This is a genomic window from Enterobacter cloacae complex sp. P38RS (assembly GCF_014930775.1).
Lineage (GTDB): Bacteria > Pseudomonadota > Gammaproteobacteria > Enterobacterales > Enterobacteriaceae > Enterobacter > Enterobacter bugandensis.
The window spans coordinates 47,147-71,249 of the sequence record NZ_JADBRS010000006.1 but is presented as its reverse complement, the minus strand read 5'-3'; the positions used below and the strand labels follow the sequence as shown (position 1 = coordinate 71,249).

Sequence of the window (24,103 nt, the reverse complement as noted above, 5' to 3'; positions counted from 1 at the left end):
CTTATGCGCCGTATTTCTTCTGCCACGCCTGCACCAGACGCTCGCCCAGCTCTTCTTTATCCATAAAGCCAAAGCCCAGCACGTTGCAGCCTTCGTTGATGGCGGTCACGCCCTCTTCCACGGAACGCATGCCGTATTTGGCCTTGTAGCCATATTTGGTTTGGGCGGTGATGGCGCCCGCGCCGCCGCTGCCGCAGAAGGAGATGCCGAAGGTGGCGTTTTCCGCTTTCATTACGTCGCCGAGCTTCATGTCCGCCGCCATGCCCGGCACAACCACTGCGCGTCCACCTGCTTTTTCCACACCCGCAGCCACTTTCTGACCTTTACCCAGGCGATCGCCAATCACGACTGTAATCTGTTCCATGTGTTGCTCCTTAAAGGTTGTCTTTCGCGACTTCAAAGTGAACGGAGAGCAGCCAGGCCTCTTCATCAGGAAGGTTGCCAAACTGCGCCACCACTTCACGGGCAAGCTGCATTGAATCTGGTGAAATTTCGTCGAACAGCTCTGCTTCAACCTCCGGCAGCGGCTCGCCGGTCACGGACCGGTGCGCCATTGCGCGAACGTGGGAGGTGAGCATCTGCTCCTGTACCGCATTGGGGATGATGTTGTGCCGGGCCAGCAGGGCATAAACCTGCTGCAGCATGGTGTTCGCGAGCTGTTCTGTTTGCACCGCCTGTTCCCCAACGTCGTTCATTACCGCTCCGTTAATCACTCGTCTTACCCCGTTAATGGCTCTGGAATAAAACTAACGTTGGGCGTGAAGGGTTTGTAGCGAGTTGTTTTCCACTTCGAAGTGGAAAGGCGAGCCGCAGCAGTGATCTGTGCCACATAAATATGGTGAATCTGGATTAACGGCCGCATTTACGTGATGAATATCACGCTATTAAGCGGCACTAAACAGGTAAGCGGAGTGGAAAAGTTTACGAGCAGGCTCGTAGAAATGTGACGTGGATAAGGTTTTCTTATGGGGATTCGCTAGAGTGGCTGCGGGTGCTTGAGACTGACCGTCTCAGGCATGGGACGGAAAGTGGAAAGCCCCGCCTGATAGAAAATCAGGGCGGGGGCTCGAAACGACACGTCACGACCGTGGAGTTCGCTACCTCGCCCGCTTTAAAGCAAGGAGGCATCCATGAAACGCCAATCCCCAATTATCCGGGTTTCGATGATTGTTGCTTTGACAATAATCATCTTAACGCTGGTGACGAGGAAAACACTGTGCGAGATCCGTTTTCGAAACGGCTCGCTTGAAGTGACAGCGCGGATGGATTGTCGCTCCGGCCAGTAGGGAGCAAGGATGCGGGGGCGCTTAGTGCGCCTCCGCATACGGAGGAAAGACGTACAGCTCAGGCACCCAATTAACGGTATTTCTTGTGATACGTGTTGCGCGTCGCCACAAACTGGTCGGCCGCCGCCTGGGCTTCCTTCACTTTGCCTTCGTTAGCCAGCTTCAGCGCGCCGTCGATCTGACCGACCAGCACGTCAAAGCCGTGGCGATAGTCTTTCATCTCTGCGCTGTCTGCCGCTTTGCTTTCCAGCTTTGGCGGCGTCGCTTTTTGCGCGTCCAGCGCCGCTTCACGCATTTTGGTCAGTGCGCCTTTCATTTCCGCCGCATTGTCCGTTTTCTGCACTACCTTCAGGTTTTGACTGAGGATGTCCATGTTGTCTTCGAGATCGGCAGCAAACGCAGAAGAGCCAAGAACCAGCGTTGAAGCCGCGACGATCGCTAACAGGTGTTTACGCATTGCTCACTTCCTTTTTTATTATTAAAACGCTTTTCGGGTATTACTGGCCGGCGATTTTCATTTCCGGCAGTAATACAGAACCACACTGTATATTGCTACGTGTTTCAATATCGTTACCGACCGTAACGATATTGCGCCACATGTCCTTCAGGTTTCCGGCGATGGTAATTTCGCTCACCGGATACTGAATTTCGCCGTTTTCGACCCAGAAGCCTGCCGCACCGCGAGAATAGTCGCCGGTGATGCCGCTTACGCCCTGGCCCATCAGCTCGGTGACCACCAGACCGGTGCCCATCTCCTTCAGCATCTGCTCGAAGTTCAGGCCCTGCCCGGCAATGCGCCAGTTGTGGATCCCGCCCGCGTGCCCGGTGCTTTTCAGCCCCAGCTTGCGTGCGGAGTAGTTGGTCAGCAGCCACTGGGTCAGAATGCCGTCTTTAACAATATCCCGACGTTCCGTGCGCACGCCTTCGCTGTCGAATGGCGTGGAGGCCAGCCCTTTCAGCAGGTGCGGATGTTCTTCGATAGTCAGCCACTCCGGCAGGATCTGCTTGCCCAGCGAGTCGAGCAGGAAGGTCGATTTACGGTACACCGAGCCGCCCGCGATAGCGCCCACCAGATGACCAAACAGGCCGGTCGCCACTTCATTGGCAAAAATGACCGGGGCCTTCATGGTGGAAAGCTTACGCGGCGACAGGCGAGACAGCGTGCGTTCGGCACACTCTTTGCCCACCCATTCAGGAGACTGCAAATCCCCCAGCGCGCGGCCAATGGTGTAGGCGTAGTCACGCTCCATGTCACCGTTCTCTTCGGCAATTACGCAGCTTGAAAGCGAGTGACGGGTGGAGCAGTAGCCCTGCAGCATGCCGTGGCTGTTGCCGAAAACTTTGATGCCGTAGTGGCTGTTGAAGCTGCCGCCTTCGGTATTCGTGATGCGCTTGTCAGCCTGCAAAGACGCCTGCTCGGCGCGCGCGGCCAGCTCAATCGCTTCATCCGGCGTGACTTCAGCCGGGTGGAACAGATCGAGATCCGGCGCGTCAAACGCCAGCAGATCTTTATCCGCCACGCCTGCGTAAGGATCCGGAGAGGTGTAACGGGCGATATCCAGCGCCGCCTGCACCGTGCGGGCGATGGCATCCGGGCTGAGATCGGTGGACGACGCGCTGCCTTTGCGGTTCTGGTGATACACCGTGATCCCAAGCGCGCCATCGCTGTTAAATTCTACATTCTCCACTTCGCCATAGCGGGTGCTCACGCTAATGCCAGTGGTTTTGCTGACCGCCACTTCGGCGCCATCTGATTTACCTGAAGCGAGCGTCAGCGCGGTGGAGACGGCTTCTTCCAGAATCTTACGCTGCGCTTCAACTTGTGAGGTTACTTTCATCGCAAATGCCATACTGTAAGAGAGAGTTAAGTGAAGTCTAACAGAGAACCGTTTTTCAGTGCGCGTCTTAACTGGTAACATTAGCCTCTTTTTTTAAGGAGCCTGACATGACTAAGCAGCCCGAAGACTGGCTCGACGACGTTCCCGGTGATGACATCGAAGACGAAGATGATGAGATCATCTGGGTCAGTAAAAGTGAAATTAAACGTGACGCCGAAGAGTTAAAACAGCTTGGCGCAGAAATGGTAGAACTGGGTAAAAACGCGCTGGATAAGATCCCGCTCGACCAGGATCTGCGTGATGCCATTGAACTGGCACAGAAAATCAAGAAAGAAGGCCGTCGTCGCCAGCTTCAGCTTATCGGTAAAATGCTGCGTCAGCGCGACGTGGATCCGATCCGTCAGGCGCTGGACAAGCTGAAAAACCGCCACAACCAGCAGGTTGCGCTGTTCCATAAGCTGGAGCAGATCCGCGATCGTCTGATTGAACAGGGTGATGATGCGGTACCGGAAGTGCTGAACCTGTGGCCGGATGCCGACCGCCAGCAGCTGCGTTCTTTGATCCGCAACGCGAAGAAAGAGAAAGAGGGGAATAAGCCGCCGAAATCCGCGCGTCTGATTTTCCAGTATCTGCGCGAGCTGTCTGAAAACGCAGAGTAAGCCCCTCACCCCAAAGGGGAGAGGGAGAAGAGATAATGTAGGCCCGGTAAGCGCTAGCGCCACCGGGCTTTTTTTACTCTGCGGCCGCGGCTTTCTTCGCCAGACCGTCCAGCAGCTTCTGATGGATCCCACCGAACCCGCCGTTGCTCATCACCAGAATGTGGTCGCCAGGCTGTGCGGCTTTCACCACCATATCCGCTAAGACATCCACGTCCGCGCTCCAGTGCGCAGGCTGAATGCAGGCGTCGGCCACTTCAGCCACCTGCCACGGAATATGCTGCGGCTGCAGCAGGAAGACTTCGTCGGCACGTCCCAGGGACGGCGCGAGGTCGTCTTTGCAGATGCCCATTTTCATGGTGTTCGAGCGCGGTTCCAGCACCGCCAGAATGCGCGCGGTGCCGCCAACCTTGCCACGCAGGGCGGCAAGCGTCGCCAGAATGGCCGTTGGGTGGTGCGCGAAATCGTCATACACCGTCACGCCGTTCGCTTCGCCGCGCAGCTCCAGGCGGCGGCGGGCGTTGATAAACGTCCCCAGCGCATTGGCCGCATCCGCAGGCAGCACGCCCACGTGGCGCGCCGCGGCGATCGCCATCAGGCCGTTGTGCATGTTGTGCTCGCCCACCAGGCCCCACTTCACCTCGCCCACTTTCTCACCGTCGAGCAGTACTTCCCACTCGGAGGCATCCGCGTTGAGTTTTTTCGCCTGCCAGTGGCCCTGCTCGCCCACCAGCTCCTGCTCGCTCCAGCAGCCCATCGCCAGGGTCTGCTTCAGGTTGATGTCGTTCTCCGGCAGGATAATGCGGCCCTGGCCCGGAACAATGCGCACCAGGTGGTGGAACTGTTTCTGAATGGCTTTCAGGTCGTCAAAGATATCCGCGTGGTCAAACTCAAGGTTGTTGAGGATCAGCGTGCGCGGGCAGTAGTGCACGAATTTGGAACGCTTGTCGAAGAATGCGCAGTCGTATTCATCCGCTTCAATCACAAAGAACGGGCTGTCGCCGAGACGCGCAGAGACGTCGAAATTACCCGGCACGCCGCCGATCACGAAGCCCGGCTTGTAGCCGCAGGCTTCGAGGATCCAGGTCGCCATGCCGGCGGTGGTGGTTTTGCCGTGGGTACCGGCTACGGCAACCACCCAGCGGTCGCGCAGCACGAAATCATGCAGCCACTGCGGGCCGGACATGAACGGAATATTGCGTTCCAGCACCGCTTCAACGCACGGGTTACCGCGGGTCATGGCGTTGCCAATGATGACCAGATCCGGCTCGGGATCCAGCTGGCTGGCATCGTAGCCCTGAATTAAAGAGATGCCCTGTTTCTCCAGAAGCGTGCTCATCGGCGGATACACATTGGCGTCCGAACCTGTCACTTCATGGCCCAGCGAGCGCGCCAGCATTGCCAGTCCGCCCATGAAAGTGCCACAAATCCCCAATATATGAATGCGCATACGTCACTATCCTTCTTTAATGTGGCGCACATTTTACTCACATGTTAGCGGCTGTGAAACGCATTTCAGGTAAATCCGTATGTTGCTGGCGCGATTCACCTCTGCGCTACTATTTGAATATTTGTTAAGATTGTTGGGCTTTAGTCGTTTTAGTGAACATACAATCGCTCTACTCACAAAGATGCAGGGAAAGTGTTATGAAAACGTTAGGTGAATTTATTGTCGAAAAGCAGCACGAGTTCTCTCATGCTACGGGTGAACTCACTGCTTTGCTGTCGGCAATAAAGCTGGGCGCTAAGATCATCCACCGTGATATCAACAAGGCCGGTCTGGTCGATATCCTGGGTGCCAGCGGTGCCGAGAACGTTCAGGGCGAGGTTCAGCAGAAACTCGATCTGTTCGCAAATGAAAAACTGAAAGCTGCACTGCGCGCGCGCGACATCGTTGCGGGTATCGCCTCCGAAGAAGAAGATGAAATTGTTGTTTTCGAAGGGTGTGAACACGCGAAATACGTCGTACTGATGGATCCGCTCGACGGCTCCTCCAACATCGACGTTAACGTTTCTGTCGGTACCATTTTCTCCATCTACCGCCGCGTCACGCCTGTTGGTACGCCGGTAACCGAAGAAGATTTCCTGCAGCCGGGCAGTAACCAGGTTGCGGCCGGTTACGTCGTTTATGGCTCGTCCACCATGCTGGTCTACACCACCGGATGCGGGGTTCACGCCTTTACCTACGATCCGTCGCTGGGCGTCTTCTGCCTGTGCCAGGAGCGTATGCGCTTCCCGGAGAAAGGCAGCACTTACTCCATCAACGAAGGCAACTACATCAAGTTCCCGAACGGCGTGAAGAAGTACATCAAATTCTGCCAGGAAGAAGATAAAGCGACCCAGCGCCCTTACACGTCCCGCTACATTGGCTCTCTGGTCGCGGATTTCCACCGTAACCTGCTGAAGGGCGGTATCTACCTCTACCCAAGCACCGCCAGCCACCCGGACGGGAAGCTGCGCCTGCTGTACGAATGCAACCCGATGGCGTTCCTGGCCGAACAGGCGGGCGGCAAGGCGAGCGACGGTAAACAGCGTATTCTGGACATCGTGCCGGAAAGCCTTCACCAGCGCCGTTCGTTCTTCGTTGGCAACAACCATATGGTTGAAGACGTTGAACGTTTTATCCGTGAGTACCCGGACGCGTAATATCTCTCCCGGGGAGCCAGTCTGGCTCCCCAACACATTTATATATTTTACCGTATAAGTGTTTATAAAAATCACGCTTTAATCTTCACCCCTGCTCCTGCATTATTTCCATAACAGTTTGACATTTATTTCCTGGAGCAGAATTGCAATGAAAAATTATTCCCGGGCTAATACCGGCATTGATTTAAATCTTATCCCTGTATTTATTGAAGTCGTCCGCTGCGGCAGTATGGCAAAAGCCTCTTTGCGCCTGGAGATGTCCCGTCCTGCGGTGAGCCTGGCGTTGAAGCGTTTTAATCAACTGTTTGATGAGCCGTTATTTTTTCGCAAAGGTTTATATCTCGAGCCGACTGAAAAAGCGTTAGCGTTAACCAACTCGCTGGAATTATTAATGGGTGATATTCACGATAATATTGCGGCGGTAAATTCCGCGAGAAATAAAGCCCCGGCACAGAACGCACCGGGGCTGGGAAATATTATGCCGCAGTCTGAGCCGTCACTTTGAATGATGACATGGCTTCCATCAGCTGACGCGACTGCTCCTCAAGGGAGCGGGTCGCGGCGGAGGATTGCTGCACCAGCGCCGCATTCTGCTGCGCGGTTTCATCCATCTGGTTCACCGCAATATTCACCTGCTCGATGCCGCGGCTCTGCTCCTGAGACGCGGTGGCAATTTCGCGCATCAGTTTGGTCATCCGCAGCACTTCGGTGGCAATCTCATCCATCGTTTCACCCGCCTGCTGGGCCAGCTCGCTGCCCTCGTTAACGTGGGCCTGCGAATCGCCGATCAGAGAGCGGATCTCTTTCGCCGCGTCGGCGCTGCGGCTGGCAAGGTTGCGGACTTCACCCGCGACCACGGCAAACCCGCGCCCCTGCTCGCCCGCGCGCGCCGCTTCCACGGAGGCGTTAAGCGCCAGAATGTTGGTCTGGAAGGCAATACCGTCAATCACGCTCAGGATGTCGGCGATGCGCGCCGAACTGCCGGAGATATCGCGCATTTTTTCAATCACGTAGCAGACCATTTCGCTGCCGTGATCGGCGGTGTCGGAAACAGACTTCGCCAGCTGGTGCGCCTGCTCGGCGTTGTCGGCGTTAAGCTTCACCGTGGCGGTGATCTGCTCCATGCTGGCGGCGGTCTGCTCCAGCGACGTGGCGGTGGATTCGGTGCGCTCGGCAAGATCCCGGTTCCCCGCCGTCAGCTCGCGGCTGCCGGTATCAATTTGCGAGCTGGCATCGCGAACCCGCAGAACCGAGCTCATCAGCGACTTACGCATCTCCTCTATCGCCGCGTTGAGGCGGTTAAACTCCTGGCTCGCCGGGGCATTCAGCGTGTGGGTTAAATCGCCCGCTGCCACGTTCTCCAGCTGAGCAATCGACGCCGAGAGCGGCTTGAGCAGCATATGGCGCAGCGCCAGCCAGGCGAGCACGATAATGCCCGCCGTCAGCAGCGCGGCGACAATAATCAGGATCAGCACGCGGCTTTTACTCGCCTGCACGGCGCTCACTTCCGCCTGACCTCGCGCTTCGCTCCATTTCTGAAACGCCTGCATGTCGTTATCGAACTGCTTCGCCACCGGAATCAGCGTGTTCTCCAGCAGATCGTAATAGCTGTCTGCACTCTGGTCATTCAGGGTTTTCAGCATCGGGCCGATCCCCTGCTGGTTATACGTCGCCAGGCTGGCCGCGACTTTGTCGAGGAGCTGCTGCCCCTGTTCGTCAGCCACGCCGCCGTCAATCACGCCTTTTAACGTTTTCCGGGCCAGGGCGACTTCCTGATTGATGTTTTTTACCGCTTTGGCCGCATCGTCCAGCATGCCGATTTCCATCATGCGGACGGCCTGACCCGCCTCATTGCGTGCGCGCAGGATCAGCGTATAGCCGGTGTTCAGCTGCACCATCTGCTCACCCTGAAGGTGATTAATGCGCTGCAGTGAGGAAGAACTCTGTGTGAGGGCATAAATGCCGATGCCGCTGACAATCAGCAGCAGAAGGGTCATAACGGCCAGTAAAGAGAGCAAGCCGGTACGAATCGATAGCGTTTTAAGCATGATATTATTTCCGGTAGCGAGATATTTCTGGGCATAAAAGAAGAGTATCGGCCGCTACCGGAAAATGTTTAGACTTTAAGCAAATTCAGGGTGTTATCGCTCTGTTACCGATGTGTTTACGCGGGTAACAGGCGAGCTTTGACGGTTCTCCCAGAGCACCGTCAGCCCCCGCTGCAGGGCAATAAAAATAAACAGCAGAATGCCAATGGCGATCTTCGTCCACCACGAGCTGAGCGTGCCGTCAAAGTTGATATAGGTTTGTATCAGCCCCTGAATCGCCACGCCGAACAGCGTTCCCAGCACCGTCCCTACCCCGCCGCTGAGCAGCGTGCCGCCGATAACCACCGAGGCAATCGCATCCAGTTCCACGCCGACGCCTGCAAGGGCATAGCCCGCCTGGGTATACACCGAGAAGACAATACCCGCCAGCGTTGCCAGGCCGGTCGAAAGCATATAGATGCGGATGGTGGTGCTGCGGGTTGAGATCCCCATCAGGTTGGCCGACGTGGCGTTGCCGCCAATGGCATATACCTGATTGCCGAACCGGGTGCGGTGGGCGAGGAAAATGCCAATCACCACCACGCCCAGCATCAGCAGCCCCATCGCGCTCAGGCGACCGCCGCCGGGAATTTTCCACGCCAGGCTGGAGAGCGTGTCATACACCGGATGGTTAATCGGAATCGACTCCTCAGAAACCAGATAACTTACGCCGCGCAGGAAAAACATCCCGGCCAGCGTGATGATAAAGGCCGGAATTTTCAGCGCGTCGATCAGAAGCCCCATAAAGGCGCCAAACGCGCACCCCATCACCAGCACCAGCGGAAACGCCACCAGCGGCGAGATGCCCCAAAAGCCGATCGCCTTCGCAAGGAATACCCCCGTGAACGCGATCACCGAGCCAACTGAGAGATCGATCCCGCCGGAGAGGATCACAAAGGTCATGCCGACGGCGATAATGCCTAAAAAGGCGTTGTCCGTCAGAATGTTGCAGATCACGCGCGTTGAGGCAAAACCGGGGAACTGCGTGAGGCAGTAGAGATACCCCAGCACAAACACGCCCAGCGTGATCATTAACGGTAAATTACGTTTTATCATGGCCACGGATCCCCTTAATGATGCTGACAAAGCGCGGCGACTGGACGATCAGCACGCAGAGTACAACTACCGCTTTTACCACCTGGTTGAGTTCCGGCTGGAATCCCGACAGCAGGATCCCGGTGTTCATGCCCTGAATGATCAGCGCGCCGATCACCGAGAGCAGCAGGTTAAAGCGCCCGCCCATCAGCGACCCGCCGCCGATCACCACCGCGAGGATCGCATCCAGCTCCAGCCAGAGCCCGGCGTTATTGGCATCGGCCCCGCGAATATCGGCGGCGACGATGACACCGGCAATGGCGGCGCAGAAGCCGCTCAGCACGTAGGTCAGCATCACCATCAGGCGGGTGTTGACCCCGGCGTTGCGCGCGGCGCGAATGTTGATCCCCACCGCCTCAATAAACATGCCGAGTGCCGTTTTGCGGGTGAAGAGCCAAAAGACAATAAGCGTGACCAGGGCAATAATCACTGGCGTCGGGAAGAACAGAAGGTTGCCGCTGCCAAGCCATGCCAGGCTCGGAGAGTTGAAGGTAACAATCTGCCCCGAGGTGATCAGCTGTGCGACCCCGCGCCCGGCCACCATCAGGATCAGCGTAGCGACAAAGGGCTGAATTTTCAGCACCGCCACCAGAATGCCGTTCCATAGTCCGGCCAGCACGCCGGTGCCTAAGGCCGCCAGCAGTACCACCGGCAGGCTGTGACCGGCCACGGTCATTGAGGCTGCCGTGGCCCCGGCGATAGCCATCACCGCGCCGACGGAGAGATCTATTCCGCCGGTGGCGATCACCAGCGTCATCCCAATCGCCAGCAGCGCCACGGGCGCGGCGCGGTTTAAAATATCGATCGGGCTGCCAAACAGGCGGCCATCCTGAACAATAATCTGGAAGAAATGCGGTGCGACAAGGCTATCTACCAGCAGCACCACCAGCAGCGCTGCAATTTGCGGCGTGCCGGTTGGCCAGCTAAAGCGGCGCTTTGACTCACCGGTTTGCGAAAGCGAACGGGACATCACGATTCACTCCTTACGCCGCGATGGCATTCATGATTGCCGGAACGGACAGTTTATCCAGCGGGATCTCTGCCACCTGTTTGCGATCGCGCATGATGATGACGCGATCGGCATAGCCCACCAGCTCCTCCAGCTCGGATGAGATAACCAGCAGGGCCAGCCCGTCCGCACAGAGCGTTTCGATAAGCCGGATAATTTCGGCGTGCGCGCCCACGTCGATACCGCGCGTCGGCTCGTCAAGGATCAGGAACTGCGGTTTGGTCAGCAGCCAGCGGGAGAGCAGCACCTTCTGCTGGTTACCGCCGGAGAGAAATTCAATCGGCTGTTCCGCGCTCGGGGTGCGGATGCCGAGCTGGCGGATAAAGCGCTCGGCGATGGCGTTTTGCTCTTTACGAGGGATCGGGCGTAGCCAGCCGCGCTGGGCCTGCAGGGCCAGGATGATATTTTCCCGCACCGAGGCGGCGGCAATGATGCCGTCCGTTTTCCGGTCTTCCGGGCAGAAGCCAACGCCCAGACAGGAGGCCTGATGCGGCGATCGCAGGGTTTGCGGTTTGCCCTTGATCAGCGCGGTGCCGCTGTCGGCAGGCTTGATCCCGAAGATCACCTCGGCGGTTTCGGTTCGGCCCGAGCCCAGCAGGCCCGCCAGCCCGACAATTTCGCCGGGACGCACCTCAAGGTTAAACGGCGATATCACGCCTTTCTTGCCGTAATCGCTGAACGCGGCAACCGGTTTTTCGCTCAGCAACGTGCGGCCCGCACGCTGGAGCGCGTTGGTTTCCAGTTCGCGGCCCAGCATCATTTTCACCAGCTCGATCTGCGGCAGCTCGCGGGTTTCGCGGCAGCCGACAAAGCTGCCGTTGCGCAGCACCGTAATGCGGTCGCTCACCTCATACACCTGATCGAGGAAGTGCGTGACGAAGATCAGGCTCACGCCCTGATCGCGCAGCTGGCGCATCAGGGTGAAGAGCATCTCCACTTCCTGGGTATCGAGGCTGGCGGTGGGTTCATCGAGGATCAGCACCTTCGCAGAGAGATCGATCGCGCGACAGATGGCGACGATCTGCTGCATCGCCACGGAAAAGCGGTTCAGCGGCTCGCGAACGTCGAGGGAGAAGCCGTAGGACTCCATCAGCTTCGTGGCGCGCGCCTCCATCTCTTTGCGGCGCAGCAGGCCAAAGCGGCGTGGCTCGCGGCCAATAAACAGGTTGTCCGCCACCGACATATTCGGCAGCAGGTTCACTTCCTGGTAAACCGTCCCGATCCCCAGCTGCTGGGCGTGGGCGGTATTTTTTGGCGAAATGGCGTTGCCTTCCAGCCAGATGGTGCCGCGATCGGCGTGATAAACGCCGGTCAGCGATTTAATCAGCGTCGATTTTCCCGCGCCGTTCTCGCCCAGCAGCGCCATGATCTCACCGCGCCGCAGGCTGAAATCAACGCTATCCAGCGCCTTCACGCCGGGGAAGAATTTACTCAAGCCCTCTGTGCGGAGGATTTCCTGGTGTTGTTCAGTTTTCATATTCATGTCCCCGGCACGTTCCCGTAGGCCGGGTAAGCGCAGCGCCACCCGGCAATTTCACTGGATCAGTAGCCCATATTTTTCTTCTTCTCTAACTCTTCTTTCGCTGTATCAGGCAGGTAGAGCGTGGACTTGGTGACGGTCACCTTCTCAGGCATCGTGCCGTCTTTCTTGAATTTCTCCAGCGCGTCGAATGCCGGGCCCGCCATGTTCGGCGTCAGCTCGACGCTGGCATTGGCTTCACCGTCGATCATCGCTTTGTAGATGTCCGGCACGCCGTCGATAGAGCCGGTGAGGATATCTTTGCCCGGCTTCAGGCCCGCTTCTTTAATCGCCTGAATCGCCCCGATCGCCATGTCATCGTTGTGGGCGTAAACCATGCAGATATTCTTGCCGTTGTTTTCAGCCTTGATAAAGCTCTCCATAACCTCTTTACCCTTACTGCGGGTAAAGTCGCCGGACTGGGAGCGGATAATCTTGATGTTTGGCGCTTTGGCAATAGCCTCAGCAAACCCTTTCTTACGGTCGATGGCCACGCTCGCGCCGACGGTGCCCTGCAGTTCAACGACGTTACACGGCTTGCCGTCGACCTGTTTAATCAGCCAGTCGCCAATTAACTGCCCTTCAAGCACGTTATTCGCGGTGACGGTGGTCATATAGAGAGATTTGTCTTTAACATCGATGGAACGGTCGAGCAGGAAGACCGGAATTTCAGCGTCTTTCGCTTCCTTCAGAACCGGTTCCCAGCCGGTCGCCACCACTGGCGCAATAAAGATGGCATCCACGCCCTGGGCGATAAACGAGCGCACGGCTTTGATCTGGTTTTCCTGCTTTTGCTGACCATCGGCGATTTTCAGGGTGATGCCGCGTTTCTGAGCCTCGCTTTTCGCAACGTTGGTTTCCGCCGCACGCCAGCCGGATTCAGAGCCAACTTGCGAAAAACCTACGGTTAAGGGAGCGGCCATCGCCATAGACGACATGGCTGCCGAAACTGCTGTGACAAGAAGTAAGCGCTTCCACATATGAGCGTCCTCGTAGGGGTGTTTATTGTTGGTTAAAAGATGTTCTGCGAAATGACTATAGCCAATGAAATATGTAACGAATTGCGTTACATCACACTTCAGGAAAGTGAATAAAATGTTAATCACAAGTTTGTAATCGCTTTCATTTCACCATTAAAAATGCGGCTGAGTTTATGGATTTTCCTGTCATGGAAACGGTCTGAAAAGTGGGGCTTGCGGGGAGAGAAAGCGAAAAGAGGCGGAGACATTCAGCGTGAGTTGGCTATAATACCTGCCACTTGTTTACCATCCATTTTAAAGGACACCGACATGAGCTTACTCAACGTCCCAGCGGGTAAAGAACTGCCAGAAGATATCTACGTTGTTATTGAAATCCCGGCCAACGCAGATCCAATCAAATACGAAATCGACAAAGACACCGGTGCGCTGTTCGTTGACCGTTTCATGTCTACCGCCATGTTCTATCCGTGCAACTACGGCTACATCAACCACACCCTGTCTCTGGACGGTGACCCGGTTGACGTGCTGGTTCCAACGCCATACCCACTGCAGCCAGGCTCTGTCATTCGCTGCCGTCCTGTTGGCGTGCTGAAGATGACTGACGAAGCGGGTGAAGATGCGAAGCTGGTTGCGGTACCGCACACCAAGCTGAGCAAAGAGTACGATCACATTAAAGATGTGAATGACCTGCCAGAGCTGCTGAAAGCGCAGATCGCCCACTTCTTCGAGCACTACAAAGACCTCGAAAAAGGTAAATGGGTTAAGGTTGACGGCTGGGACAACGCAGAAGCGGCGAAAGCAGAAATCATCGCCTCTTTCGAACGCGCTGCTAAGAAGTAATTCTTACTGTCGATTGATGAAAGCCCCGCATACTGGGGCTTTTTTTATCTTTGTTAAAAGCAGCATACATTAGCTTTTAAGATAAATCCCATTCCCTTTGGCTTTCATGTTAATACAACAAAGACACCCTCTCATTTATGGTGGGAGTGGTTGAATAGGCTGTCAATTAATCACATACTGTCATAATGAGCATTAATCCCCATTGATTACAGGATTCATATGTCATCCATTAACATTGATGTTGCCCGCCCAACTGGAATTTACTTTATTATTGAAAGGCTATATTCCCGCGATGGACTTATGCCTTCCGTTGGGGAAATCAGCCCCTCTTTGACACAGGTACACCGCACTGTCATTCAGCTAAAACGCAAGCAAGATATGTTTATGGATGGTGTTAAGGTTACCCCAAAAGATATTACACTTTGGCAACAGATAAAATATCTTACGGGCTCGAAAGTAACGACCAAAGATACAGATACGTTAGTGTATACGACTGATTTTATCGGCTCTCTTGTAGCCACTACACCTTTAGGCAATATTGAGCATGAAAATATTCCTCGCTTCCTCACGACAGAGTCTATTCACTCCCTTCCTCAGGCGGTGAGCTATGGGCGTGATCCCATCCCACAGGTCCTTCTTTATGGTCGTAAGGATATTGTCTTCTTTATGGACAATGGTGGTAAAGGAACGCCAACCGCTATTGCAAAATATAATCACAACAATCGTGATCTTGCCATAATCAAAGATCAGCTGGAGGCCAGTAAAACGATGAAGGAACTGCTTTCTAAGGGAGCAAAATTATGAGTAAGAAAATCCATATCGTAAGTCTACTCGTCATTATTATTGCCTCCTTTATCTTTGGCAGAAGTACGTATACTCAATATCTGGCATGGTATTATGGAAGCGATAATTTAATATTCAGCGAAATAAACAGCTCCTTACTATCCAGTTTATTTAACGGGCTTTACTTCGCTCTTTCAGCAAGTATTATTTATACGTTACTCACTCTATTAAAAAGAATTCCAGCGAATATTGTCACTTCTTGTCTGCTTCAGTTCTGTATTAACATCGGGCTATATACGCTTTTTGTTGCAGTAGATAGAGGATATAGTAAATTACATACTTTAAGCTCGGGTGCTACTGATATCACCCACAGCTATTTTTTAGGAGCGTTGCTGACGAGCACGCTTCTGACCGTCGCGATCGTGAGCGTTATACATGCTAAGTTTCTTTCTTCAAAGCATAAAGATGGGCTACATAAAGGCGTTTGACTGTTACGGCAAAGACAGCAAATGGCAGTATCTCTGCATCCTGACATTCCAACTTGCCTGGTTTTTGTTTTACTTATGGATCCCTTATCGAAGCGATTATGCGATTTTGCTGTTTTTACTGTTTTTCCTGCCCGTCATATCAAGCAATACGCGATGCATAAACTACTATGGCCGTTCACGCGCCTTGTGTTTTTTATGGCTTATTGCCCCATACATCATGCTGTTCGTTCCTCTTTTTTTAACCCGACGCAGGGATACAGAAAAGAATTGAAACTGAAAAAAACAACGCCACCTCACGGTGGCGTTGTCGTTTTTCAGTACTGGTCTCTGTCTAACCAGTTACCGCTTACAATCCGCGTTAACCCGTCGACCGGACGCTGGTAGACATACATCCACGCGCTTCCGTACGGTGTCTGGATCAACTGGCGAGCGTATTCACCGCCCCTGGTGCGCAAGGCATCAAGTTCGGCAAGTGTAGCATTATCAATACGATAAACTTCACCCTGTACTGTTCCTTCGCCGGGAACCGCGCCTGGATAGTGGCCCAGGCTGTACAACTGGTAGTTCTCGATATTGTAATTCCCCAGTAGCTGGGCATTGGTCATCCAGTGACTGTTGCCTTGCCTGGTTCGTAAACTGCCGTAGACAAATATTCGCATTGCTAAAACTCAAACTGATAGAGCAGATCAAGTGCCTGGTCTACGCCGGACACTGCTTCCAGATATAGCTTAGGCATCAGGCGATAGCGTAACGTGAGTGTTGCCAGTGAGTCAAAGATCCCCACACCATATTTTACCTGCAGACCCGGCAGTACATAGCCGCTGACCACCACCTGCGAGGAGTCACCCACGCCCTGGGTGTCCAGCGCCAGATTGCTTACGCCGAACGTCTCGCCGATTTTACCCACAACCTGCCCACTTTGTGCAACCCCCAGACCGACCAACATTGAGGTCATCGCCGCACTGTCGCTTTGTCCGCTGTCCAGACCTTGTCCGCGCAGCAGATAAGAGAGGGCTTCCTGCTGCGACATCGCCGGGTCGGAGAAGATCTCCGCCTTCGGTTCGTCGGCAGAGCCGGTGACGCGTACGCCAGCAATGACGTCGTTTTCCGTCGCTTCCGGGTTACGAATCGCTTCGATGTTCAACAATGGTTGATCCGGTGGGCCGGAGAACAGCAGCTCGCCTTTACGGACAATCAGATCCTGACCATAGGCATGAAAACGCCCTTCAGGAATATTGATCTGCCCATTGAGGCCAAGCCCTTGTTTATCCTGCGCCACTTTCAGGTCGCCCGTGAGCCTCGCCTTCAGCCCAAACGCATCCAACCGCACGTTATTTCCCACGTGCACGATAAGGTTACTATTAATCGGTATACCAGCGCTCTTCTCTTCGGCAGGTTTCAGATTTTCATTGAGCATAACTTCATCACTGGAGACGCCGACCGCGCTTTCCGGCACCTCGTGAACCACGATGCGCGCCCACGGCACGTCCACGCGGCCATCCAGGGTGAAGAGGCTTGGCGTCGCCTCAAAGACCACGTCCGGCGAGACGTCCAGGCGCACCATTGGCGGTACGGTGATGCGCACCTTACTGCCTTTCGCGGCAATACGGGCGCGCCAGTTGTCGAGCTGGCTCCAGTCCGCGTCGCCGCTCAGGTTGATTTGCCCCTGCTGAGTTAATACCGAGCCGTTCAGCGTCGAGCTCATGCCGTTGAAGTTCATCGCAATCTGGCTGGGCTGCATATCGAATGGCATAAAGTTACCGTCGATATCCACACCGCTGAGCCGCAGTTGGCCGAACAGCTGAGGGCTTTGCGCGTTGCCCGCCAGGCGCAGGTTGGCATTCACCATGCCCTCGGCTTTTTCCCCGCGGGCGAAGATCGGGTTGACCATCGCCAGGTTGAAGTTACGAATATTGACGTTGCCGCCCAGATTGCGCCGCCCCTGCGGATCGGTAATCTGTATCTGCCCATCCATCTGGCCGTTGTTGGTCAGACGGATAAGCCACCCCAGCTCCGCACGGTTGTTATGCAGGTCTGCACTCACATTCAGGGTGTCGAAGGCCACCGGCAGCGTCGCATCGTTCACCTCCTGCGTTACCTTCACGTTGCGCCCGGAAAGCGTGACGCTGCCCTGCGGCAGCCCCTCTTTGGTGGTGTCCCAGGCGACATCGGCTTTCCCGCTGAAGACGCCGCTGGCCTGCGTGGTGTCCGGCATAAACGGTTTCAGCATCGCCAGATCGAAGCGGTTCAGGTTGATCTGCGCGCGCCCTTCCGCCCCCGCATCAATGGTCTGCGGCACGCACAGCTCCGCGTTCGGGTTGGTCCAGCAGTGAGGCCCGATGCTGATCTTCTGCTCGGCGTTGCGGTAGTCCAGCGCAATGGAGCGCGACAGCGCCAGCGGCCCCACCGGGGTGTTGAAGCGGGTGTTGTCCAGCGTTCCTTTCCAGCGCGTTTCCTTCCGGTCGAAGCTGCCGGTCAGGTGAAGCTGGCCGGAGACGGGCTCGCCCTGCACGCGCAGCTGGAGGTCGTGCTGCTTCTCGTTCCCTTTGGCGTCCAGAGTCACCAGGCTAATGTTCACGTCCGGCTGGGAAATGCGCTCCACGCGCAGGTTCAGTTTGCCGCCGATCTGATCGGTGGATTTCACATCCCCTTCCACGCGGACGCGGGCAACGCTCAGCTCCTGCCAGCGCAGATTGTTGGCGGTGATATCTGCCAGCAGCTGCGGCGCGTCCACGGTGCCGCGCACTTTCAGGAGTCCTTTCGCCGTACCGCCCAGACCCGGCAGGGCGTTATCCAGATTCGGCGCGTCGATGGTGGCGTCAAGATTGAGATCTTTTACCCCCAGCTCGCCTTTGATATCCGCCGTGTTGCGGCCCAGCGCCACGTGCAGCCCCGGGATAATCCACTGCAGGTAGCTGTTGCCCTTCACCGAGCCTTCAACGTTCACCTTGTTCTGCTTCACGTTCCCGGTGAGCTTGATTTCCGGCACGTCCATCTGCCACGTGCCGCCGTAGAGGCTGCCGCGGGTTTTGATCAGCCCGTCCAGCTTCGACGGCCAGTCCGGCACCTCTTTGGCGGTGTTAATTCCCGTCAGCTTCAGCTCGCCGCGCCAGCTGATCGCCTGCTGCCAGTCGAGCAGCGCGGTCAGTTCCGTTTTGCCTTCCAGCGCCGCGACGGTCAGCTTGTCGAGGTTAACCTGCTGTTCGTTGCCTTTTGCATCCAGCGTGATGGTCGCGGGCGGCACGCCCTGCCCCTTCACCGCTGTGCGGAACGAGAGCGTGTAGTCGGTCATCTTGCCGCTCAGCTTCAGCTTCAGATCGTCGGCCTGATACTGTTTTTCGCCGGTAAACGGCCAGTAAAGCTGCTTGCTGACAACCTCCAGATTGAGCGGCAGCCCGGCTTCCGCCAGCTGGGTTTGCGCGCGCAGGGCCATGTCTACCGGGCCGGAGAGATTCACCCCGATATCCAGCTTCTCGCGCAGCGCCCCGCCCACTTTAACCTTCACTTTTTCGCCCTTCAGCGGGTCGATATTCAGGGCGCTATTGAGGGTGATATCCACCGGCCAGCTGTCGCGCAGCAGGGCGTTGCCTGACGCGTTCACCGAGCCCTGGTTGGTATCGATATCCAGCGCGTCGAGCTTCATGTTGCCGTCAATGCTGCTGACTTTCAGCAGCATGTTAAAGACCGTCAGATCGGTGTCGCCGGTCAGGCGCAGCTGCTCGCCTTTGAACTCCTCAATGTTGAGGTTCAGCGGCAGATGCACGTCGGTCATTTCTGGCAGGACAGGCTTCGAGAAGAGTTCTTTCAGCGTTTCGCCCAGCGGCTTCTCTTCCGGCTGCGGGTTCTGGATCTTCGGTTCGACGATCTCTTCCTGCGCCACGTCCGCCACTTTCGGCAGCGCGATCAGCAACCCTTGCAGCGAGGTTGGCGTCAGGGTGAGGTTTTTCTCCTGCCAGCGCAGGCCGGAGGTGAAATCCATCACCGAAACGGTGGTGTCGTCGATTTTGATATTGACGTTATCGAGCGCCACCCGATAGAGCGCAATCGGATACGGCGTGGAGAGATTCAGCGGGCCGCTGTCCTCTTCCTCAACCGGCGCAGACTTCGGCATTTTCTTTGAGTCTATCGCCACGTTGACGTCTTTTAGCGACAGATCGTTCACGCAGAGCTTGCTGTCCCGCAGGCAGCCCAGCTTCACCGCGAGATGGAATTCCCCGGCGTTGACCGCCACGCCCGGCTGCTCGTAGCGGATGTTCTTCAGACGCAGGTCTCGCCAGCCGCCCGTTACCTGACCAATTTCCAGCCCCGGCACCCAACGGTTCGCGGCGTTAAACAGCAGATGCAGCCCGGTCGTCGTTCCCACCAGAAACGCCACCGTACCGAGCAGCAGCACGATAAAAATCAGCACCCCGAGGCTTATTTTCTTCCATAAACTCATAATTCAGGCCCCAGACCGATGTAAAACTGTAATCCGTGTTCATCTTTGTCGCCCACCGGCACGGCGAAGTCGAGCTTGATAGGTCCGACGGGTGACTGCCAGCGTACGCCCACGCCTGCACCGGTTTTGAAATCGCTGCGGCGGATATCGTTCACCGCTTCACCACCGTCAACAAACATTGCGCCCCACCACTTGCCGCTGACGTTGTACTGATACTCCAGCGATCCGGTCGCCAGTTTGGATGCCCCGGTCAGCTGGCCTTTTTCGTTTTCAGGTGAGATCGATTTGTACTTGTACCCGCGAATGCTGCGGTCGCCCCCGGCGAAGAAGCGCAGGTCCGGCGGAACGCGCTCGAAATCACCCGTCTCAATCCAGCCGAGATTGCCGCGCATCACAAAGCGGTGTTTGTCATACAGCGTGCGGATCCAGACGTTTTGCGCCTGCACCACCGTGAAGTCGACGTCAGAGCCCCACATCGTATTGGAGTAGTCGATAGAGTAACGCTGTGAATCACCCCAGGTTGGCATCAGGCCGCCGCGCGAGCGGGTGCGGCTGATCATCACGCCCGGATAAAGCAGCATAGTGGTGTTGGTGACGTTTGCCTGGGTAAAGTGATCAAGGCTCCAGCGCAGGTTAATGGCGCGCTGCCAGCCGCTGGAGAGATCCCAGAAGCGTGAAACCGCAAGCGTTGTCGAGTCCTGCTCGGTATCGTTCAAATCGGTACGCTTAAAGCCGCCCTGCAACAGGTAATATTGCTCAAGCGGGTTTTTCAGCAGCGGCATTTTATAGCTGAAATCAAGCTGCTGTTCCGGTGCGGAAATGCTGGCGCTGGTGGTCAGGCTGTGGCCGTAGGAGTTCATCCACGGCTTTTTCCAGGAGGTCTTCACGCGCGGACCGACGTCTGTCGAGTAGCCAACACCGGTCTCAATGGTGTTCTCGGTGCGCGGCGAGACAACGCCATGCAGCGGCAACACCTTGGTTTTGCTAGACTTATCAAATTCCGGTGCGACAACCACGGAGTTAAACCAGCCGGTAGCGGAGAGGCGACGGTTCAGCTCCGCCAGATCGCTCGACTGGTAGTAATCGCCTTTTTTAAACGGCACGAGGTTTTGCAGATACTCTTCACGAATTTGCGAACCTTCAAACGTTACATCGCCAAAGCGGTAGCGCTCACCGCTGTAGTAGTCAATATCCCAGAAGGCCTGACGTCGCTCCAGCGCGATGCCCAGCTGGCTTTTATTGAACTGGCTGTCGAAGTAGCCCTTGCGCAGGGAGACGCTCGTCAGCTCTTTTTTGAAGTGGTCGTAGTCACCGTGGTTGAGCACGGTGCCGATTTTCGGTCGCGTGCTGAGCAGGTCCAGGTAGTCGCGGTCGGTACGCGCGCCGCCGCGCAGGATGACGTTCGTGCCGCCAATCAGCACCGGCTCGCCCGGCGAGACGCGGGCAATAAGCACCTGACGCCCCTTCTTTGGCGGCGGGCGAAGATCGAAATCAATGGTGGGTTCGTAATACCCCAGCGCTTTTAGCCCTTCACGGATCGCGTCATCCACGCGCGCGCGAAAACGCCGGTCCGGCGTCACCTCATCGCTCTGGATGGTCGACAGCTGCGCACGCACGTTTTTTTCCAGCGTCCCGGATAACCCCTCAACCTGCAAACGGACATTCGCCGCGCTGGCAACCCCGCTTGTCAGCAATACACTGACTAAACATAACTGGCGGATTTTTGTCACGTTTTCTCCTGAATATCCCTTTTCCACCCTGGAAGCAAATGAAGCGCCGCCGTGCGGCAAAATACGGCCCGGAAGCCAAAAACCCAAAACGTGGGTTGAAAACGGGTGTAACACCCAAATATTTCTTATGATTAAATCTAGTCTCATTCAGCGCATTTATTGTGTTCAATTAAACGCTTCGTGACAACCTTAACCGAAACATCGCACCCCGGGAGGCCCCATCGTGAGTTTATTCGACAAGAAGCATCTGGTTTCACAAGCTGATGCATTACCGGGACGCAACACCCCTATGCCTGTGGCGACCTTACACGCCGTCAATAACCATTCAATGACCAACGTTCCTGATGGAATGGAAATCGCCCTGTTCGCCATGGGCTGCTTCTGGGGCGTTGAGCGCCTCTTCTGGCAGTTGCCCGGCGTTTACAGCACCGCGGCCGGCTACACGGGCGGTTATACGCCGAATCCAACCTACCGCGAAGTCTGCTCCGGCGAAACCGGCCATGCGGAAGCGGTACGCGTGGTATATGACCCGACGGTCATCAGCTACGAACAGCTCCTGCAGGTCTTCTGGGAAAACCACGACCCGGCACAGGGCATGCGTCAGGGCAACGACCACGGCACACAGTATCGCTCGGCCATTTATCCGCTCACGCCTGAGCAGGACGCCGCCGCGCGCGCCAGCCTTGAGCGTTTCCAGCAGGCCATGCGTGAAGCAGGCGATACGCGCGAGGTGACCACGGAAATCGCCACCGCGAAGCCGTTCTACTATGCCGAGGACGATCATCAGCAGTATCTGCACAAAAACCCGTACGGCTACTGCGGCATCGGGGGCATCGGCGTCTGCCTGCCGCCACAGCTGGCCTGATTATTAACCGTTAAATCGTCACCCGTACCGGACAGCGCACGCTGTCCGGTCTGTTTTATGCCAAAAATGTGACCTCTGGCAGATTTACATCTCTTTACGCTATACTACCGCTGAAATAATCGGCTCAACGCTACGAGCTGACGTTCTACGTGTTTTCACACAAATGGTATCAACTCCCCTTCTGAGGATCTGGCGAGAAGCCGGATAAACTATGTTAAACAGTATTTTAGTAATACTTTGTCTTATTACCGTCAGTGCATTTTTCTCGATATCTGAGATCTCGCTGGCCGCGTCCCGCAAAATCAAACTTAAGCTGCTTGCCGACGAGGGCAACATCAATGCCACCCGCATCCTTAAAATGCAGGAAAACCCCGGCATGTTCTTCACCGTGGTGCAGATTGGCCTTAACGCGGTCGCCATTCTCGGCGGTATCGTGGGCGATGCGGCCTTTTCTCCAGCGTTTTATAGCCTCTTTGTCAAATACATGTCCGTTGAGCTTGCCGAACAGCTGAGCTTTATTCTCTCCTTCTCGCTGGTAACCGGCCTGTTCATCCTCTTTGCAGACCTGACCCCGAAACGCATCGGTATGATTGCGCCAGAAGCTGTAGCTTTGCGTATCATCAACCCGATGCGCTTCTGTCTGTACGTGTTTCGTCCGCTGGTGTGGTTCTTCAACGGCCTGGCAAACGTGATTTTCCGCATCTTTAAGCTGCCAATGGTGCGTAAAGACGACATCACCTCTGACGACATTTATGCGGTGGTGGAAGCCGGCGCGCTGGCCGGGGTGCTGCGTAAGCAGGAACACGAGCTAATTGAGAACGTATTTGAACTGGAATCCCGTACCGTGCCCTCTTCCATGACGGGCCGTGAAAACATTATCTGGTTCGATTTACATGAAGATGAGCAGAGCCTGAAGAACAAAGTGGCGCAGCATCCTCACTCCAAGTTCCTGGTCTGTAATGAAGATATCGACCACATCATCGGTTACGTCGACTCCAAAGACCTGCTGAACCGCGTACTGGCAAACCAGAGCCTGGCGCTGAACAGCGGCGTTCAGATCCGCAATACCCTGATTGTGCCGGACACCCTGACGCTCTCCGAAGCGCTGGAAAGTTTCAAAACCGCCGGGGAAGACTTCGCGGTGATCATGAACGAATACGCGCTGGTGGTGGGTATCATCACGCTGAACGACGTGATGACCACGCTGATGGGCGACCTGGTTGGCCAGGGACTGGAAGAGCAGATTGTTCAGCGTGACGATAATTCATGGCTGATCGACGGCGGTACGCCGATTGAAGACGTCATGCGCGTGCTGGATATCGACGAGTTCCCGCAGTCCGGTAACTACGAAACCATCGGCGGCTTTATGATGTTTATGCTGCGTAAAATCCCGAAACGCACCGACTCGGTGAAGTTCTCCGGCTACAAGTTTGAGGTGGTGGATATTGATAACTATCGCATCGACCAGCTGCTGGTGACGCGTATTGACAACAAGCCGACCGTACTGGTGCCGAAGCTGCCGGACGCGGAAGAGAAGGTGTCGGCGTAACGTTCCTGCCCCCACAAACATCAACGGCTCCCATCGGGAGCCGTCTTTTTAACTACCTACTGCATAGCACGTTGGTTAAGCCATCTCAGTTTGCAGACGCATAACCTGACGGTTGACTTCGGACATCACAGACAGGTGCTGTTTGTCCTTCACTTTTGGGACAAGGATCTTGCCCTTATCAAACTCAAAAGCGCCAACATCCTTGATGTACAACCGTCCACGGAACAGGATCTTCACGTACTTCGCCACCTGAAGCGGGTTGTAGCGTTGGAAAATTTTCATTCTTGTATCTCC

The 24,103-nt window shown here is 55.8% G+C and carries 23 protein-coding genes; 9 read left to right on the top strand and 14 right to left on the bottom strand.

All coding sequences use genetic code 11. The annotated features are described in order from the left end of the window. Position 1: 1 nt before the first annotated feature. On the bottom strand, positions 2-364 hold the full coding sequence (locus IM303_RS10345; protein WP_023293430.1) for an SFCGS family glycine-rich protein: 363 nt from the start codon (positions 362-364) through the stop codon (positions 2-4). A 10-nt stretch (positions 365-374) separates the two neighbouring features. Continuing rightward, positions 375-713 (bottom strand): PRD domain-containing protein, encoded by a 339-nt coding sequence (locus tag IM303_RS10340; RefSeq protein WP_026080657.1) that lies wholly within the window; start codon positions 711-713, stop codon positions 375-377. A gap of 417 nt (positions 714-1,130) precedes the next feature. Between IM303_RS10340 and IM303_RS10335 the strand changes: the two genes are divergently transcribed. After that, positions 1,131-1,286, top strand: a complete 156-nt coding sequence (locus IM303_RS10335; protein WP_041911460.1) for a Hok/Gef family protein — start codon at positions 1,131-1,133, stop codon at positions 1,284-1,286. A 70-nt stretch (positions 1,287-1,356) separates the two neighbouring features. Here IM303_RS10335 and cybC read toward each other — a convergent pair whose 3' ends face one another. After that, a complete protein-coding gene (gene cybC, locus IM303_RS10330) occupies positions 1,357-1,743 on the bottom strand; it encodes a cytochrome b562 (RefSeq protein ID WP_028015297.1) in 387 nt (128 codons plus the stop codon). 40 nt (positions 1,744-1,783) lie between these two features. Further along, on the bottom strand, positions 1,784-3,136 hold the full coding sequence (gene pmbA / locus IM303_RS10325; protein WP_032644960.1) for a metalloprotease PmbA: 1,353 nt from the start codon (positions 3,134-3,136) through the stop codon (positions 1,784-1,786). Between the two features lie 95 nt (positions 3,137-3,231). On the opposite strand from pmbA, the gene yjgA reads away from it, so the two are divergent. Next, entirely contained in the window at positions 3,232-3,783 is a 552-nt protein-coding gene (yjgA, locus tag IM303_RS10320; protein WP_028015295.1) for a ribosome biogenesis factor YjgA, read from the top strand. Positions 3,784-3,856: 73 nt separating this feature from the next. Here yjgA and mpl read toward each other — a convergent pair whose 3' ends face one another. Then, positions 3,857-5,230, bottom strand: coding sequence for a UDP-N-acetylmuramate:L-alanyl-gamma-D-glutamyl-meso-diaminopimelate ligase (mpl, locus tag IM303_RS10315; RefSeq protein ID WP_048999482.1), 1,374 nt, complete (start codon positions 5,228-5,230; stop codon positions 3,857-3,859). Between the two features lie 197 nt (positions 5,231-5,427). On the opposite strand from mpl, the gene fbp reads away from it, so the two are divergent. Both fbp and IM303_RS10305 read left to right on the top strand, forming a co-directional pair. Continuing rightward, positions 5,428-6,426, top strand: coding sequence for a class 1 fructose-bisphosphatase (fbp, locus tag IM303_RS10310; RefSeq protein ID WP_028015293.1), 999 nt, complete (start codon positions 5,428-5,430; stop codon positions 6,424-6,426). 148 nt (positions 6,427-6,574) lie between these two features. Further along, positions 6,575-6,931, top strand: coding sequence for a LysR family transcriptional regulator (locus IM303_RS10305; RefSeq protein ID WP_041911461.1), 357 nt, complete (start codon positions 6,575-6,577; stop codon positions 6,929-6,931). Here the strand turns inward: IM303_RS10305 and IM303_RS10300 are convergent. The 5 genes from IM303_RS10300 to ytfQ form a co-directional block, all read right to left on the bottom strand. Further along, positions 6,903-8,474 carry a methyl-accepting chemotaxis protein gene (locus IM303_RS10300; protein ID WP_028015291.1) on the bottom strand — a complete coding sequence of 524 codons (1,572 nt, stop codon included), beginning with the start codon at positions 8,472-8,474 and terminating at the stop codon, positions 6,903-6,905. The genes IM303_RS10305 and IM303_RS10300 overlap by 29 nt on opposite strands. Positions 8,475-8,567: 93 nt before the next feature. Further along, on the bottom strand, positions 8,568-9,569 hold the full coding sequence (yjfF, locus tag IM303_RS10295; RefSeq protein ID WP_021240694.1) for a galactofuranose ABC transporter, permease protein YjfF: 1,002 nt from the start codon (positions 9,567-9,569) through the stop codon (positions 8,568-8,570). Further along, the gene (gene ytfT / locus IM303_RS10290; protein WP_192831207.1) at positions 9,556-10,581 is read right to left on the bottom strand and encodes a galactofuranose ABC transporter, ATP-binding protein YtfT; all 1,026 of its coding nucleotides are present in this window, start codon (positions 10,579-10,581) and stop codon (positions 9,556-9,558) included. The genes yjfF and ytfT overlap by 14 nt, the downstream gene beginning before the upstream one ends. Positions 10,582-10,591: 10 nt before the next feature. After that, positions 10,592-12,094 carry a galactofuranose ABC transporter, ATP-binding protein YtfR gene (ytfR, locus tag IM303_RS10285; RefSeq protein WP_041911465.1) on the bottom strand — a complete coding sequence of 501 codons (1,503 nt, stop codon included), beginning with the start codon at positions 12,092-12,094 and terminating at the stop codon, positions 10,592-10,594. A gap of 65 nt (positions 12,095-12,159) precedes the next feature. Further along, a complete protein-coding gene (gene ytfQ / locus IM303_RS10280; protein ID WP_021240696.1) occupies positions 12,160-13,116 on the bottom strand; it encodes a galactofuranose ABC transporter substrate-binding protein YtfQ in 957 nt (318 codons plus the stop codon). A 309-nt stretch (positions 13,117-13,425) separates the two neighbouring features. Here ytfQ and ppa point away from each other — a divergent pair, with 309 nt between their 5' ends. The 3 genes from ppa to IM303_RS10265 all read left to right on the top strand — a co-directional run bounded on the left by ppa (position 13,426) and on the right by IM303_RS10265 (position 15,227). Beyond that, positions 13,426-13,956 carry an inorganic diphosphatase gene (ppa, locus tag IM303_RS10275; RefSeq protein WP_041911466.1) on the top strand — a complete coding sequence of 177 codons (531 nt, stop codon included), beginning with the start codon at positions 13,426-13,428 and terminating at the stop codon, positions 13,954-13,956. Positions 13,957-14,175: 219 nt separating this feature from the next. Continuing rightward, positions 14,176-14,760, top strand: coding sequence for a hypothetical protein (locus IM303_RS10270; RefSeq protein ID WP_028015288.1), 585 nt, complete (start codon positions 14,176-14,178; stop codon positions 14,758-14,760). Next, entirely contained in the window at positions 14,757-15,227 is a 471-nt protein-coding gene (locus IM303_RS10265) for a hypothetical protein (RefSeq protein WP_047366994.1), read from the top strand. Before IM303_RS10270 ends, IM303_RS10265 begins: the two co-directional genes overlap by 4 nt. A gap of 314 nt (positions 15,228-15,541) precedes the next feature. On the opposite strand, the gene IM303_RS10260 is transcribed toward IM303_RS10265, so the two are convergent. From IM303_RS10260 to tamA, 3 genes are read right to left on the bottom strand one after another with little or no spacing between them, the layout of a single operon-like run. Further along, positions 15,542-15,886, bottom strand: coding sequence for a gamma-glutamylcyclotransferase (locus IM303_RS10260; RefSeq protein ID WP_008501424.1), 345 nt, complete (start codon positions 15,884-15,886; stop codon positions 15,542-15,544). A gap of 2 nt (positions 15,887-15,888) precedes the next feature. Beyond that, positions 15,889-19,665, bottom strand: coding sequence for an autotransporter assembly complex protein TamB (gene tamB, locus IM303_RS10255; protein ID WP_193359876.1), 3,777 nt, complete (start codon positions 19,663-19,665; stop codon positions 15,889-15,891). Continuing rightward, positions 19,662-21,395, bottom strand: coding sequence for an autotransporter assembly complex protein TamA (tamA, locus tag IM303_RS10250; RefSeq protein ID WP_193359875.1), 1,734 nt, complete (start codon positions 21,393-21,395; stop codon positions 19,662-19,664). The genes tamB and tamA overlap by 4 nt, the downstream gene beginning before the upstream one ends. Before the next feature lie 223 nt (positions 21,396-21,618). Between tamA and msrA the strand changes: the two genes are divergently transcribed. Together msrA and IM303_RS10240 are read left to right on the top strand one after the other, a co-directional pair. Next, the gene (msrA, locus tag IM303_RS10245; RefSeq protein WP_028015284.1) at positions 21,619-22,260 is read left to right on the top strand and encodes a peptide-methionine (S)-S-oxide reductase MsrA; all 642 of its coding nucleotides are present in this window, start codon (positions 21,619-21,621) and stop codon (positions 22,258-22,260) included. A 211-nt stretch (positions 22,261-22,471) separates the two neighbouring features. Then, a complete protein-coding gene (locus IM303_RS10240) occupies positions 22,472-23,809 on the top strand; it encodes a hemolysin family protein (RefSeq protein ID WP_193359874.1) in 1,338 nt (445 codons plus the stop codon). Positions 23,810-23,884: 75 nt separating this feature from the next. On the opposite strand, the gene IM303_RS10235 is transcribed toward IM303_RS10240, so the two are convergent. Continuing rightward, the gene (locus IM303_RS10235; RefSeq protein ID WP_008501430.1) at positions 23,885-24,091 is read right to left on the bottom strand and encodes a DUF1107 domain-containing protein; all 207 of its coding nucleotides are present in this window, start codon (positions 24,089-24,091) and stop codon (positions 23,885-23,887) included. Between the last annotated feature and the right edge of the window lie 12 nt (positions 24,092-24,103).